Source organism: Myxococcus sp. CA040A, from assembly GCF_013336725.1.
Classification (GTDB): Bacteria; Myxococcota; Myxococcia; order Myxococcales; family Myxococcaceae; genus Myxococcus; species Myxococcus llanfairpwllgwyngyllgogerychwyrndrobwllllantysiliogogogochensis.
The window spans coordinates 355,090-369,105 of record NZ_JABUMR010000006.1 but is presented as its reverse complement, the minus strand read 5'-3'; the positions used below and the strand labels follow the sequence as shown (position 1 = coordinate 369,105).

Genomic DNA, 14,016 nt, shown 5'->3' with positions numbered 1-14,016 from the left:
GACTACCCCGCGGCCTGTCCGTCGTCGTCGTCGTCCTGGGCCGCGAGGGCGACGGGCGGCTGGCGGGGAAGGCGCACGGTGAAGGTGGTGCCGTGTTCCTGGGTGGAGCGCGCCTCCACGGTGCCGCCGTGGGCCACGACGATGCTGCGCACGATGTAGAGCCCCAGGCCGATGCTGCGCACGCCCCGGTCCTCGGGGCGCTCCACGCCGCGCTCCAGCGGCTCGAAGATGCGCGACTGGAGGTCGCCCGGAATCGGGAGGCCCGCGTTGTGGACCTCCAGGACGATGCCCGTGTCCTCGCCCCTCGCGATGACGCGCACCACGGTGTCCGGCGGGCTGTACTGCATCGCGTTGCCCACCAGGTTGCCGAGCACCTGCGCCACCCGGTCGGGGTCCCACGCGCCCGCGCCGCTGCCCTGGTAGTCGGAGACGATGCGGCGCTCGGGCCAGGCCGCCTGGAGTTCGTCCAGCGCCGCGTGCACCACCTCGTGCAGGTCCATGGCGCGCGGATAGATGGGGAGCCCGCGGCCCTGTCGGGCCCGCGTGAAGTCGAGCAGGTCGCGAATCATCCGCGTCGCCCGCTCCGCCGCGCGCAGGATTCGCTGCACGTTGCGCTGTTGCCGGTCGTCCGCGTCCGGGCGCTGCGCCAGCAGGGACGCGGCCAGCGTTATCGCGCCCAGGGGGTTGCGCAAATCATGGCTGACGATGCCGATGAGCTGCCGCTCGAAGTCCGCCTGCGCGTGCACCTCGGCCAGCAGGCGCAGGCGCTCGGCCTCCGTCTGCTGCCATTCGGTGACGTCCTGCATGGCGCCCACCACCTGCACCGCCTGGTTGTCCCCGTCCCGGACGATGTGGCACCGGTCCACCACGTGGGCCCACGTGCCGTCCCCGCGCTGGAAGCGGTAGGTGTCCTGCCACTCGTGGGTTTCACTGGCCACGGCCAGCCGCAGGCCGCGCACCACGCGGTCCCGGTCCTCCGGGTGCAGGCGCTCCGCCCACCAGTCGCGCGTGTCCCGGATGTTGGTGGACACGTGGCCGAACAGCTCGTGCAGGCCGCTGGTCCAGTCCACCGTGTCCGTGCGCGGGTCCCACTCCCACACCGCGTCCCGCGTGGCCCGGGCGGCCAGCCGGAAGCGCAGCTCGCTGCGCCACGCGCGCTCCTCCGCGGCCTGCACCTCGGTCAGCGTGCCCTCCGCCAGCATGCGCCGCGCGCGCTCGTCCTCGAGCAGTTGGCGTCGCTGACGCTCCAGGCGCGCCAGGGCCAGCACGCGCGCCTCCAGCTCCACCGGACGGAAGGGCTTGAAGACGTAGTCGTTGGCGCCCGCCGCCAGCGCCTCCACCACGTCATCCGCGCGGGTGTTGACGGTGAGCAGCAGCACCGGAATCAGCGAGGTGGTGGTGCCCGAGCGCACGAAGCGGCACACCTCCAGGCCCGACATGCCCGGCAGGTACCAGTCCAGGACGAGCACCTCGGGGAGCAGTCCGTGCTCTCGCCCCAGCGCCTCCAGCAACGCGGCCCCGTCGGTGAACGTCTCCACCCGGCAGGTGGGAGTGAGCACGCGGCGAATGGCCTCGTTCTCCACGGAGCTGTCGTCGAGGACCCAGACTCTGGGCGGAGGCATCGCCCTGGCCTGCTTGGAGTTGGCGGAAGGGTGCACGGGTGGGGCAGGGCTCTAGCAACCGGCTCTTGCCTGGGTCAAATCTTCGATGGGCAACCCGCGAGGTGCCTGCCAACCTGTCGGCCTCTCGACACCCCTCGGAGCGGCACGCCGAGCGCTCGTTTCGGGAGGGGAAAACCCCGTGCCCGCACGGATGTTGAAGGATGTCATGCCTGTTGAGCTCAAAATTCCCTCCTCTGATGATTGGGTGCCCACGCTGGAGGACACGCCGTATCAGCGCATCGGTGGCGCGGATGCGGTGATGGCGTTGGCGGGGGCCTTCTATGACGCGATGGACGCGCACGAGCCCGTGCTGGCGAAGTTGCACGAACTGGACGAGCAGGGCCGGGTGAACGGGGGGACGCGCGAGCGCTTCGGCCTCTTCCTCATCGGCTGGCTGGGCGGGCCGCAGCATTACGCGGAGCGGCACGGCCACCCGCGCCTGCGGATGCGTCATGGCCATGTGCCCGTGGATCTCTCCATGCGCGACGCGTGGCTGCGCGCCATGGGGAAGGCCCTGGATGCCCGGGGAGTCACCGGGGGCCTGCGCCGCTTCCTGGATGACCGCTTCGCCCAGGTGGCGGACTTCCTGCGCAACACCGAAGGCTGAGCGGCCCCGTGGTTCATCGACTTGCGGAAAAAAGCACGGGCGTTTAGAAAGAGCCCATGCGCAAGGGAGAGCTCACCCATCAGGCGATTCTGGAGCGGGCCATCCAGCTCGCCAGCCGCGTGGGGCTCCAGGGGCTGAGCATTGGCGGGCTGGCGGAGGAGCTGCAGCTCTCCAAGAGCGGCCTGTTCGCGCACTTCCGTTCCAAGACGTCGCTCCAGGTGGAAATCCTGGAGGCGGCGACGGCGCTGTTCACCGAGCGCGTCATCCGCCCGGCGCTCACGCAGCCGCGAGGCGAGCCCCGGGTGCGGGCCCTCTTCGAGCAGTGGCTGACGTGGGAGAAGGAGCTGGTGCCGGAGGGCGGGTGCATCTTCGTGGCGGCGGCCACGGAGCTGGACGACGCGCCCGGGCCCGCGCGTGACAGGTTGGTGCAGACGCAGCGGGACTGGCTGGACTGCCTGGCCCAGGCCGCGCGCATCGCCGTCGCGGAGGGGCACTTCCACAAGGACGTGGACGTGGAGCAGTTCGCCCACGATGAGAACGCGCTGCTCCTGGGCTTCCACCACTCCGCGCGCCTGCTGAAAGAGCCCCGCGCGGAGACGTGGGCCCGGCGCTCCTTCGACGCGTTGCTGCGCGCCGCCCGTCCCCAAGGCTCCTGAGATTTCTTTGGCTGTGTGTCGTTCCGAGGAGGACCTCGTCATGGCGAAAAATAGCACGAACGTTCGGGCGAAATTGGCGATGTGGGGTGTGCGGGCGGCGGCGTTGAGCATGGGGGCGGTGGCGCCGGGGCTGACGGCGGCGTGGGCGGACCGGATGTTCCGGACGCCTCGAAGGCCGCATCGCTCGAAGACGGCGGAGGCGGTGCTGGCGCGTGGGCAGCCGCGGATGCTGACGCTGGGGGGCGAGGAGGTGGCGGTGTGGAGCTGGGGCGTGGGACCGCGCGTGCTGCTGGTGCACGGGTGGAGCGGGTACGGCGGGCAGCTCACGGCCTTCGTGGAGCCGCTGGTGTCGGCGGGTTTCTCCGTCGTGACGTACGACGCGCCGGGGCACGGGCAGTCGTCGGGGAGGACCAGCTCGTTGCCGGAGATGGCGGAGCTGGTGGCGGACGTGGCGCGGGCGACGGGTGGGCCGTACGCGGTGATTGCGCACTCGCTGGGCGCGGCGGCGACGGCGGTGGCGATGCGGGATGGGCTGAAGGTGGGACGCGCGGTGTTCGTGTCGCCGCCCGCGGACCCCCGGGGCGGCATCCAGGCCTTCGCGCGGGCGATGGGGCTGACGGATGGCGTGTGGATGCGGATGGAGCAGCGCATCGAGGCGCACTTCAACGTGCGGCTGCGTGACCTGGCGCTGCCGAACTTCGTGCGGCTCTTGGGGCACGTGCCGCTGCATGTGTTTCACGACGTGGGAGACCGGGAGGTGTCGGTTGTCGCGGGCGAGTCGGTGGCCAGCGCCTGGCCGGGCGCGCGGCTGACGCGCACGCAGGGGCTGGGGCATCACCGCATCCTGTACGCGCCGGAGGTCGTGTCGCAGGCGGTGGACTTCCTCGCGGAGGGAAAGTCGGAGACCGCGTGGCCCGCCGTGGGGCTGCTGGCCTCGGCGTCCGCTTCGGCCTCTGCTTCGACGGCGTCGCGCGCGTCACTGCGGTTGGTGCGGCACTCGTGAGGTGACGCGGCTGGCGCCGTGTCGTTCTGGAGGTGCGAGGGCGATTCTGTCGGGGCAGGCCCCGCGCGCATGGCGTCGTGAAAATGTTTGGCTATAAGTGCGCGCATGTCCCGTGAAGAGAACGGCCGCTATCTCGAATCGATTCGCCCACGCAGTGCCCTCGCGCCCTTCAAGCTTTGGATGAAGCTGTTGCCGTTCATCCTCGTTGCCTACGTCGCCGCGTATTTCATGGTCACTGGCGGCAAGACGCCGAAGCTGCCATCCACCGAGGAGCTGAGTCGGTCCGGGTCTCAGTTGGGCTTCGTCTTGCTGGTTGGAGGCGTGCTCGCGGTGGGTACCCTGGGCTCCATCTTCTGGAAGGGACTGTCGGCGCGCCGCAAGATCAACGCGGCCTTTCTGCATCCCGACGTGAGCGCCCTGCTCGCCGTCTACGAACAGGTGTACGCGTCGAGCAGCCGGTTTCCGGATGTCGCCTTCTACCGAGCGAGCTCCCGCGCCCTGGCCCATGCCTGCTACGGTGACGCGGCCTCCGCGCGCCGGGAGCTGGCGAGCGTCGACTGGTCAGCGCGTCCCCCTGTCATCCGCGCGATGGAGCGAGTGGGTGAGGCGAGCATCGTCATGCTGTGCGAGGACGACCCCGCGCGAGGGCTCGCGCTCGCGAAGGAGGCCCTCTCCATGGTGGAGTTTCCGAGCCCGGTCGCCGGCTCGGACGAGGGGCGCGCCTACTACGAGATCTGCGTAGGTATCGGCGAGGTGCTCACCGGCACGGCCACCCCCGACTCGCTCGCGGCGCTGGAAGTGCACAACCAGCAGACCAATCTCCCCGTGGCCTGGCTGATGAGCGCCTGGGGACTTCGAGTGGCTTCCGCGCGTGCGGGCAACACCGTGGGCGCCGAGGTGTTGCGCAAGCGGCTTCAGAAAGATGCGCCGCACTGCGCTCCGCTCCATCGAATCCCCGGCTGAGTCCTCGGGCAAGCCCGCACCGGGGCGCCACGGTGCGTCACCCAGGTGTGCGCCTGACGGACACCGTGAGCTCCTGCGTTTCCTCGCACGTCCCGTGAAATGAGCACAGCCCTCCAGGCGTACGGGGGGCATGCTCTCCCTCCGCAATCTGGTGAAGGTGTACCCGGGCCCGGTGTCCGCACTGCGTGGCGTGGACCTGGAGATACCGCGTGGGATGTTCGGGCTGCTGGGTCCCAACGGCGCGGGCAAGTCCACGCTGATGAAGATTCTGTCGGGCCTGCTGGAGCCCACCTCCGGTGAGGTGACGCTGGATGGACTGGACATCGTCCGCCACCCGGAAGCGCTCCGGCCCCACCTGGGCTATCTGCCGCAGGAGTTCGGCTTCTACCCGTACCTCACGGGCGAGGCCATGCTGCTGTACCTGCTGAAGCTCAAGGGCGTCACCGCGCCGCGAGGGTTGAAGTCATTGTGCGCGGAGCTGCTGGAGCGTGTGAACCTCACGTTCGCCGCGAAGCGCAAGGTGAAGGAGTACTCGGGAGGCATGCGGCAGCGGCTGGGAATCGCCCAGGCGCTCGCGGGCAACCCCCAGCTCATCATCGTGGACGAGCCCACCGCGGGCCTGGACCCCGAGGAGCGCCTGCGCTTCTACCGGCTGCTCGCGGAAGTGGCGAACGAGCGCACGGTGCTGTTGTCCACGCACATCGTCGAAGACGTAGCGATGTTGTGTCCGCGCTTCGCCGTCATCCGGCAGGGCCGCGTGGTGGCGATTACTTCGCCCTCCGAGGCGAAGACCTCCATCCAGGGCACCATCTTCGAGGGGACCGCCTCCGCCACCGAGCTGGCGGAGCTGCAGCGCACCCGCCGCGTCACGCAGGCCGTGCTCTTCGAGGGCCGCAACCGCGTGCGCATCCACTCGACGGGAGGCGATGTGCCCGCGGGCTTCGAGCGCGTCACGCCCACGCTGGAGGACGCCTATCTGCTGATGATGAAGGACACGCGCGAGGCCTCCGCGACGTCGCAGCAGCCGCCCGTCGTGGAAGCCGCACGAGAGGTGGCACGATGAACGTGGCCCGTCTGGGCACGGTGGTGCGCACGGAGCTGGCGCACCAACTGCGCCGCCCGCTGTTCGTCATCCTGTTGCTCGTCACCTTCCTGTCGGTGTGGGGCCTGTCGTCAGGCAACGTCACCATCGAATCCGGGGCCAGCCAGGTGGGCGGGCAGAAGGCCTGGGTGACGAGCGAGTTCGCCGTCTCGCAGACGCTCCTGCTGCTCATGTTCCTCCTCTTCAGCTTCTTCGTCTCCGTGGGCGCGGGCATGGGCGTCATCGCGGACGAGGAGGCGCGGGTAGGGCCCCTCCTCCACACCACGCCGCTGACGCCGCGCGAGTACGTGTGGGGCAAGTTCCTGGCGGTGCTGAGCGCGTATGTGTTGGCGCTCGGGGCGATGGTGCTCTTCCTCGTCTTCTTCCACCACGTCATCCCCGCGGGCGAGCACGCCGAGTATCGCGGTCCGCTGTCGTGGCTCAACTACGCGCGGCCCGCGCTCTTCTTCGGCCTGCCCCAGTTGGTGTTCATCGCGGGTGCAGCCTTCGCGCTGGGCGCGGGCACGCGGCGCCCGGTGCTCGTGTACTTCCTGCCGGTGGTGCTGATGTTCGTCTGCGCCTTCTTCCTGTGGAGCTGGTCTCCCGGGTGGTTGGACCCTCGGGTGAACCGGGTGCTCCAGGCGCTGGACCCCGCGGGCATGCGGTGGCTGAGCGAGACCTGGGTGAAGGTCGACCGAGGGGTCGCCTTCTACAACGCGGAGCGCGTGGGGCTGGACGCGCTGTTCGTCCTCAGCCGACTGGGCTTCATCGCGGTGGGGCTGGGCGGCGTGGCGTGGAGCGCGCGGCACGTGGCGCGAGGCCTGCGTGGCGCACCGGTGCGCGGCGCGCACGGCAAGGCGCTGGCGGACATTCCCCTGGCGACGCCGGATGGAGGGGCGCGCGAGGAGACGCCGCTCGTGACGCTGGGCATGCGAGCCCATCCTCCCGGGGCACTGTCGGGCCTGTGGGTGGTGGCGCGCGCGGAGCTGCGGGGCCTCCTGTCGCAGCCGGGGCTCTATCTGTTCATGCCCATCATCCTGATGCAGACGGTGGCGAATGCGCTGAACAAGGTGGGCCCGTTCGACACCTCGCTCCTGACGTCCCCGGGCTTCTTCGCGGTGAACACCATGGGCGTGGCGTCCACGCTCGCGTGTCTGCTGCTCATGTTCTACACGGTGGAGTCGCTGGAGCGAGAGCGCGCCTCTGACCTCGCGCCCATCCATGACGCCGCGCCCGTGCGCACCGTCTCCGTCCTGCTGGGCAAGGCGCTCGCCAACAGCCTCGTCGGAGTGTCCCTGCTGGTGGCGACGGGGCTCGCGGGCATCATCGCCCAGCTCGTGCAAGGCCAGGTGCCGCTCTCGTTGTCGTCGTACGTCCTCGCGTGGGGGCTCTTGTTGCCCACGTTCTTCGCGTGGACGTGCTTCGTGCTGGCGGCGCACGCGGTGGCGGGAGGGCGCTTCGGCGCGTATGGCGTGTCGCTCGCGGCGCTGAGCCTCACCGGTTATGCGGCGGTGCGCGGCCACCTCCACTGGGCGATGAACTGGCCGCTGTGGCGCGCGGTGCAGTGGTCCGACATGGGGCCCTTCGAGCTGGACAGGTCCGTGCTCGTGCTCAACCGCGTGGGCGTCCTGGGGCTCGCCGCCTTCTTCACCGCGCTGGCGGTGCGGTGGGATGGGCGGCGCGCGGCGGACTCGGTGAGCCTGCTGGAGCGCATCCGCCCCGGGGGGCTGTTGCGCGGCGCGTGGCGGCTGACGCCGTGGGCGGTGGTGCCCGCGGTGGCCCTCGTGGCGGCGGCGGTGCAGGTGGGGCAGGGCTGGCAGGGTGACGCCGCGAAGAAGCGCGCGAAGGAGTACTGGCAGAAGAACCTGGCCACGTGGCTGGACGCGCCGCAGCCGGCGATTCAGGACGTGGACCTGGACGTGGAGCTGGACCCGGAGGGTCGCGCCTTCCGCACGCGAGGCACGTACACGCTGGTGAACCGGCGCGAGAAGGCGCTGACGTCCTTTGCCCTCACGGGCGGAGACCACTGGGAGGACGTGCGCTGGACGGTGGACGGAAAGGACGTCACGCCCGAGGACCGCTCGCGGTTGTATGTCTTCAAGCCCGAGGCGCCCCTGGCACCCGGCTCGGTGGTGCGCGTGGGCTTCGAGTTCCATGGCGAGTTCCCCAAGGGCGTGACGAAGAATGGCGGCAGGGTGCCGGAGTTCATCCTTCCCTCCGGCGTGGTGCTGACCAGCTTCGGGCCGAGCTTCGCGCCGGTGGTGGGCTTCCGCGACGACATCGGCGTGGACAAGGACGAGAACCGGTATGAGCCCCGCGTCTACCCGGACGACTTCTACGTGGGGACCACGGAGGCCGCCTATGGCATGGGCACGCCCTTCACCACGCGCATCCGCGTGACGGGGCCGGCGGAGTACACGCTCAACGCGGTGGGCGTGCTGGAGAGCGACGAGGTGAAGGACGGACGTCGGGTCAGCGTGTGGCGCAGCGACGCGCCGGTCAGCATGTTCAACATCGTCGCGGGCCGCTGGGCGGTGCTGCGCGGCGAGGGCACCGCCGTCTTCCACCACCCCGCGCATGTCTACAACGTGGAGGCCATGCGCCGCGGACTGGACGCGTCACGCCGGTACTACTCGGAATGGTTCCATCCCTATCCGTGGAAGGAGCTGAAGCTGTCCGAGTTCCCCGGCCTGGACACCTATGCGCAGGGCTTCGCCACCAACATCACGTTCTCGGAGAGCATCGGCTTTCTCGCGCGCAGCACGCCGGAGTCGAATGCCGTCCTGCTGATTACCGCGCACGAGGCGGCGCATCAGTGGTGGGGCAACATGCTCATCCCCGGCAAGGGGCCGGGCGGCTCGGTGTTGTCGGAGGGCATGTCTCACTATTCGGCGATGAAGCTGATGGAGCAACTGGACGGTCCCCGGACGCGGATGGAGATCGCCAAGCGACTGGAGGAGCGCTACGCCAGGGAGCGGCACGTGGACGCGGAGCAGTCGCTGGTGAAGCTCGACGACTCGCGCGACGGCGACAACACCGTGCTCTACGACAAGGGAGGCTGGGCGTTCTCGATGCTGGAGGAACTGATGGGCCGCCCGGCCATGCACGCGGGAATCCAGGCGTTCCTCCAGAAGTACGTGGGCCATGAGGACCACCCGGTGCTGCAGGACTTCACCGCGGCGATGCGCCCCTTCGCGCCGGACGCGGCGGCCTATGACGCCTTCGTCCAGCAGTGGTTCCACGAGGTGCATGTCCCGCAGTACCGGCTGTCGAATGCCCAGGTGAAGCAGGAGGGCGGACAGTGGGTGGCCACGGTGACGGTGGAGAACGTGGGGGACGGCCGCATGCCGGTGGAGGTCGCCGCGGTGAAGGGCGAGCGCTTCGCGAAGCGGCCGGACGCGAAGGCTCCGGACGTGCAGTCACCGGATTACCGCGAGGCGCGAAGCCGCGTGGTGCTGGGGGCAGGTGAGAAGGCCGACGTCACGGTGCGCTCCGACTTCCCGCCCGAGCGCTGGGTGGTGGACCCCGACGTGCGCGTGCTCCAGCTTCGTCGCGAGCAGGCCGTGGTGACGCTGTGAGGCGGTGAGCCCGGTGGACCGCGCTCCCGTGCTGGCCTGGAGCGCGGTCGCCGGATGACTCAGGGGTGCGTGACGTGGAAGAGCCGCGTCTCGACGCGGGGCAGGGCCTCCGCGCCCGTGCGCGTTCCGGTGAGCAGCAGGGTGAAGTCACCGACGATGGGCAGCGGGGAGCAGCGCACCGTGAACTTTCCCTGGAGGGTGAGCTGGAGGGGGCCATTCGGCTCCCGGCTGCCTCGCCCGGAGGTGACACTCAGGTCCGCCGTGCACTTGCTCTCCTCGTCGAAGACCGAGCACGCGCCCTCGCTGATGAAGAAGGTGTTCTCTCCGGTCATCGTCGCCCGCAGGTCCCGGTCGCAGGTGAGGGACTCGGAGCGCAGGCTCAGGGCCGTCTTGGAGCCGGAGGCCTCCGAGATTCGCACCGTGTCGTCCAACTCCCCGGTCTGGGTCTCTCCGTTGAAGGTGGCGCTCAGGGTGCCCGTGCTCTCATAGGCGCCCGTGACGTTGGACCGATGGTCCGTCGTGGTGTCGTCGCCGTCGTCGCCTTCCTTGTCGTCATCACCACCACAGCCACCGAGCACCAGCAGCGCGGACGCCAGCAGCATTCGCATGCGCATCACTTGGACTCCCTCCATCCCCGGATGAGTGCCTCCCCGTGGGAAGGCTCGGGCGGGAGTATCTTGATGCCCGGTGCATCGCGCAACGTGACGAGTCCGTGGGCCCGCCGTCCCGACGCCATTCGCGCGCTGGCGGACAGTGCTCGGTGTCACGGCGTGTGGAGCGGGGTGGATGGCGCGCTGTCAGCCTGTCACGCGGCGCGCGGGCCTTCGTTGACACGATGTCGTGGGGAGGGGTGCTCATGAGCTGAGGCTCCCTCTGGAGTGAGGTTGTGCACGCCCATTGCACAAGGGGAGTGGGTCGCTGGACGAGCGTGCCAGGGACGTCATTGGGGGATGTCCAAACATGAAGCCCATTCACATGCTGTGTCTGACGTTGCTGTCGTCCGTTGCCGCTCACGCCCAGGAGCTGAGCGCCGGACCGTCCGTCTCGCCCGCGCGCAAGACGGTGCTGGGAGTCTCCGTCACTCCCGATGAACTGGGCGTGGTGACGCTGGAGGGAGAGCGGGTGGTGAGTCCCCGCGTGTCGGTGGGCCTGGGGTTGCGCACCGGATTCACCCAGCAGAAGGGTTGGTCCGACTCCCTGGTGTCAGGGGAGCGGGAGAACGAGGCAGGCAGCTCCACCTTCGTCCTGGGCGTCGGTCCCCGGGCCCGCTTCTTCCTCGTGGGAGACGCGCCCGAGGGGCTGTGGGTGTCGCCGGGATTGGAGGTCACCCGCTCGTGGCGCCGCTTCGAGATAGAAGGACAGGCGAGTCTCAACGACAACGAGCAGCGCATCTGGAGCTTTGGCGCGACGGCGATGCTGGGCTACACCGTCATCCTCGGGCGAGGCCTCGTGGTGCAGGCGGGCGTGGGCGCGGAGGCCCGGCATGATTCGAGTCAGTACACGAGCAACGTCACGGCCAAGCCCGGGTACGAAGGGCAGTTCCCCGTGGGCGAGCAGTCGAACGAAGGGCGCTCGTGGGTGATTGACGAGCGGCTGGCGTTGTCGCTGGGCTGGGCCTTCTGAGTCGTCGCGTGGCGCTACACCGGTAGACCGTGCGCGCCGTCGCGTCGGCGGAGGCACCTGCGCGGGTGTTTTCGGGGGCCGGGGCGTCGGTGCGCTCCGGGGCGAAGCGGCAGGTTCCCCATCGTCTTCACGTCATGCACGAGGCCCAGCGTGGCCAGCGCCTTCACCGTCCACCAGCCCGGATCCGGCTGTCGCCAGCCGAAGCCCATCTGGGCCGAGCTCGGGTAGGCGTGGTGGTTGTTGTGCCACGACTCACCCATGCTCACGAGGGCGAGCCAGCCCGCGTTGCGTCCCTGCTCCGCGCACCCGGGGAGCGCGTAGGGCTGCTCTCCCTCCACGTGGCTCACGTAGTGCACGAACCAGAAGCCATCCTGCGTGAGCGCCAGTCGCACGAAGACACCCCAGACCACCCACGCGGGACCGCCTACCGCGTACAGCGCGAGCGCGAGGGGCACCTGGAGCCAGAGGCCGGCGCGCTCCAGGGCGATGAAGAAGGCGTCGTGCTCCAGGTCGGCGTCCACGGGGGGATAGACGCTCGCGTCTCGTGCGTGCCACGTGCGGAAGAGGGCGTGGGTCATCGCGCTGAGGAAGCCGTCGCGGTAGCCGAAGTATTCGGGGCAGTCGGCCTCGGGCTGGTTCTGGTGGAAGTCGCGCAGGTGGTGCATGCGGCTCATGCCGAGGGCGCCGCCGAGCCCCGCCAACGTGCCGATGAGGCCCAGCGTCCGTTCCACCGTGCGCGGTGCGCGGAAGGCCCGGTGGATGAGGCCGCGGTGGATGCCCACCGAGACGCCCAGGCACATGGTCACCCCCGTGAGCACGGCGAACACCGCCACCGCGCTCCACGAGAAGTACAGCGCGCCGCCGACGAGTGCGCCCAGGTGGAGAAGGCTCCACCGGAGCACCTTGCCCGCGTCCCACCGTGCCTCGCCCCACCCCGTGATATCCGCGTTCATGTGCCGCCCCTTTCGGAGCGGGTCCAACGCAAGCGCCCTGCCAGGGATGCACGGGCCTGATTCCAGGGACTTGAGCGGGCGCGAAGGCGCCACTGTCAACGGCGTTCACAGCGTGCCGCGCACCGCGTGGACGGTGGGACGTTCAGCGCTCCAGCCCCAGCTCCACGCCGGGAATCCAGTGTCCGCGACGGTGCCCATCCACCCGGACACCGTCGAGGTCCATGCCCAGCGCGCCTCGCACGGCGAAGTCGCCCGCCCTCCAGCGCAGGCCCGCGGCGGCGCGCGCGGACAGACCCAGCGAGTCGCCTTCTCTGCGGCCGGGCTTGTCCACCACCGTCATCAACCAGCCCACGCCCACCTCCGCGAACGGGGCCAGCGTGCCTCGGCCGTTCAGTCCGCCCATGGCCAGCACGGACACGCGCTGAAGCGTGGCTTTGTCCACCCACGCATCCGGTGCGAGCGAGTAACTGGCCCGCGCGCCCCACCGGACGATGCCGGGGCCCGGCACGCGCCAGGCCAGCGACAGTCCGCGTGCCACACCACGACCTCCCAGTGGCGGAGCGCCGAGCGTGAGGCCCACCTCCAGCCCCAGGGAGTGCGGCAGGCTCGACGGGTCCCCGGGTGTCACCGGGTTGGAGAAGTCCACGATGGGCCCTCCCGCCGAGGCGACATAGCCCTCGTAGAAATCGCGCCCGAAGGGGAGGGCGAAGAGGCCCTGGAGCAGGCTCTCCTCGGCGGCGCCGCGCTGGGCCACCTCGGGAGGAGAGGGACGGGGCAGTCGTCTGGCCTTCAGGTCCGCGAGCCGCACACGGGCCTCACCCCCGGGCGTACGCAACCAGTACGCGTCGCGCTTCGGCAACGCGAGGACCAGGGGCTCTCCCTCGGACTGATGCGCATCCGCGAGGCGCACGCCATTCGTGTCCTCCACGGAGATGCGCGCGCCCCCGGGCGTCGCCGGAAGGTCGAGGCGGGGACCCTCTGGAATGGGGCCGATGAGCGCGCGCGAGGGATTGAGCATCGGCGGGAAGGTGCGCAGCGCGAGCCTCGCCTGCGGAGATTTCACGCCCCGGATGGCGGCGGCGACGAAGGCGTCGAGCTCGCTGTACTCGACCTGCCCGTCACCGTTGACGTCCGCGCCACCCAGCAGCGCCGAGCGAGCCGCATGGCTGAAGACACCCGCGCGGATGCGAGACCACTCATGCGTCTCGCCTTCGTTGCTCTCCGCGAAGATGGCGCCCACGCTGGGGTGGCCCGCGAGCTGCTCCTGCTCCAGCGCGCGTCGCAACCTGCGGAGCACCAGCGGGTCGGCGCCCCGGCTGCCCACGACGCCAGCCGCGTGGCAGGCATCCACGAGCAGGTGGACGTAGTCCGCCTCGAGTCGCTCCACGACCCGGGTGTACAGGCCCTCCTGGTCCAGTCTGCCGTCGGCGAGCGTGAGGTAGGCGCGCGCGGACTCACCGGTGCGCCCATGGCCTACGTAGACGAACAGGAAGTCCACGGTGCGTCCGGCGGCGCGGTCCGCCGCGTTGAGCTGGGCCAGCGAGGCCACGGCTTCATCGAGCGCGGCGAGCGTGGGCACGCGCACCCCCGTCAATCGCTCACGCTCCGCCTCGGCGGTGTCGGCATCGGCGACGGTGAGCAGCACCACCTCTACGCCCAGCCGCTGGAGTGTCTCCATCCAGCGCACGCCGTCATCGTCCGCGTAGCGCAATGGCGGCATGCCCGGGGAGTCGCTTCCGTTGTAGGCGACGACCAGGGCTCGCCGCACCGGAGGTGGTCCCGAGGATGAGGTCGCCGGCTCGGCGAGGGACACCGTCGCGCAGCAGGCGAGCCACAGGACGACGACACCGCTGGGCACCGGAACCGTGCTGGGTCTCATGGTGTTCCTTCC

11 protein-coding genes are annotated in these 14,016 nt (G+C 70.1%); 7 read left to right on the top strand and 4 right to left on the bottom strand.

The window, feature by feature from the left end:
• Positions 1–2: 2 nt before the first annotated feature.
• Positions 3–1,622 (bottom strand): hybrid sensor histidine kinase/response regulator, encoded by a 1,620-nt coding sequence (locus HUA75_RS27660; RefSeq protein WP_174488053.1) that lies wholly within the window; start codon positions 1,620–1,622, stop codon positions 3–5.
• 205 nt (positions 1,623–1,827) lie between these two features.
• Here HUA75_RS27660 and HUA75_RS27655 point away from each other — a divergent pair, with 205 nt between their 5' ends.
• The 6 genes from HUA75_RS27655 (at position 1,828) to HUA75_RS47565 (ending at position 9,549) form a co-directional block, all read left to right on the top strand.
• A complete protein-coding gene (locus HUA75_RS27655; protein WP_141641173.1) occupies positions 1,828–2,268 on the top strand; it encodes a group II truncated hemoglobin in 441 nt (146 codons plus the stop codon).
• A gap of 56 nt (positions 2,269–2,324) precedes the next feature.
• Positions 2,325–2,924: a TetR/AcrR family transcriptional regulator gene (locus tag HUA75_RS27650; protein ID WP_141641174.1), complete on the top strand. Its 600-nt coding sequence runs from the start codon at positions 2,325–2,327 to the stop codon at positions 2,922–2,924.
• Between the two features lie 40 nt (positions 2,925–2,964).
• On the top strand, positions 2,965–3,927 hold the full coding sequence (locus HUA75_RS27645) for an alpha/beta hydrolase (protein WP_174488052.1): 963 nt from the start codon (positions 2,965–2,967) through the stop codon (positions 3,925–3,927).
• 105 nt (positions 3,928–4,032) lie between these two features.
• Positions 4,033–4,890, top strand: coding sequence for a hypothetical protein (locus HUA75_RS27640; protein WP_174488051.1), 858 nt, complete (start codon positions 4,033–4,035; stop codon positions 4,888–4,890).
• Positions 4,891–5,020: 130 nt separating this feature from the next.
• A complete protein-coding gene (locus tag HUA75_RS27635) occupies positions 5,021–5,953 on the top strand; it encodes an ABC transporter ATP-binding protein (RefSeq protein ID WP_141641177.1) in 933 nt (310 codons plus the stop codon).
• The gene (locus tag HUA75_RS47565) at positions 5,950–9,549 is read left to right on the top strand and encodes a M1 family aminopeptidase (protein WP_174488050.1); all 3,600 of its coding nucleotides are present in this window, start codon (positions 5,950–5,952) and stop codon (positions 9,547–9,549) included. Before HUA75_RS27635 ends, HUA75_RS47565 begins: the two co-directional genes overlap by 4 nt.
• 59 nt (positions 9,550–9,608) lie before the next feature.
• Here HUA75_RS47565 and HUA75_RS27625 read toward each other — a convergent pair whose 3' ends face one another.
• A complete protein-coding gene (locus HUA75_RS27625; RefSeq protein ID WP_141641179.1) occupies positions 9,609–10,163 on the bottom strand; it encodes a hypothetical protein in 555 nt (184 codons plus the stop codon).
• Between the two features lie 346 nt (positions 10,164–10,509).
• Between HUA75_RS27625 and HUA75_RS27620 the strand changes: the two genes are divergently transcribed.
• On the top strand, positions 10,510–11,172 hold the full coding sequence (locus HUA75_RS27620) for a hypothetical protein (RefSeq protein WP_174488049.1): 663 nt from the start codon (positions 10,510–10,512) through the stop codon (positions 11,170–11,172).
• Between the two features lie 14 nt (positions 11,173–11,186).
• Here HUA75_RS27620 and HUA75_RS27615 read toward each other — a convergent pair whose 3' ends face one another.
• The gene (locus HUA75_RS27615; protein ID WP_174488048.1) at positions 11,187–12,125 is read right to left on the bottom strand and encodes an acyl-CoA desaturase; all 939 of its coding nucleotides are present in this window, start codon (positions 12,123–12,125) and stop codon (positions 11,187–11,189) included.
• A gap of 142 nt (positions 12,126–12,267) precedes the next feature.
• Positions 12,268–14,004, bottom strand: a complete 1,737-nt coding sequence (locus HUA75_RS27610; protein ID WP_174488047.1) for a caspase family protein — start codon at positions 14,002–14,004, stop codon at positions 12,268–12,270.
• Positions 14,005–14,016: the final 12 nt, after the last annotated feature.

Coding starts and splice junctions, on each gene's coding strand:
- HUA75_RS27645 (WP_174488052.1), top strand. CDS start 2,965: ATGGCGAAAAATAGCACGAACGTTCGGGCGAAATTGGCGATGTGGGGT.
- HUA75_RS27635 (WP_141641177.1), top strand. CDS start 5,021: ATGCTCTCCCTCCGCAATCTGGTGAAGGTGTACCCGGGCCCGGTGTCC.
- HUA75_RS27650 (WP_141641174.1), top strand. CDS start 2,325: ATGCGCAAGGGAGAGCTCACCCATCAGGCGATTCTGGAGCGGGCCATC.
- HUA75_RS47565 (WP_174488050.1), top strand. CDS start 5,950: ATGAACGTGGCCCGTCTGGGCACGGTGGTGCGCACGGAGCTGGCGCAC.
- HUA75_RS27615 (WP_174488048.1), bottom strand. CDS start 12,125: ATGAACGCGGATATCACGGGGTGGGGCGAGGCACGGTGGGACGCGGGC.
- HUA75_RS27625 (WP_141641179.1), bottom strand. CDS start 10,163: ATGCGCATGCGAATGCTGCTGGCGTCCGCGCTGCTGGTGCTCGGTGGC.
- HUA75_RS27620 (WP_174488049.1), top strand. CDS start 10,510: ATGAAGCCCATTCACATGCTGTGTCTGACGTTGCTGTCGTCCGTTGCC.
- HUA75_RS27640 (WP_174488051.1), top strand. CDS start 4,033: ATGTCCCGTGAAGAGAACGGCCGCTATCTCGAATCGATTCGCCCACGC.
- HUA75_RS27610 (WP_174488047.1), bottom strand. CDS start 14,004: ATGAGACCCAGCACGGTTCCGGTGCCCAGCGGTGTCGTCGTCCTGTGG.
- HUA75_RS27660 (WP_174488053.1), bottom strand. CDS start 1,622: ATGCCTCCGCCCAGAGTCTGGGTCCTCGACGACAGCTCCGTGGAGAAC.
- HUA75_RS27655 (WP_141641173.1), top strand. CDS start 1,828: ATGCCTGTTGAGCTCAAAATTCCCTCCTCTGATGATTGGGTGCCCACG.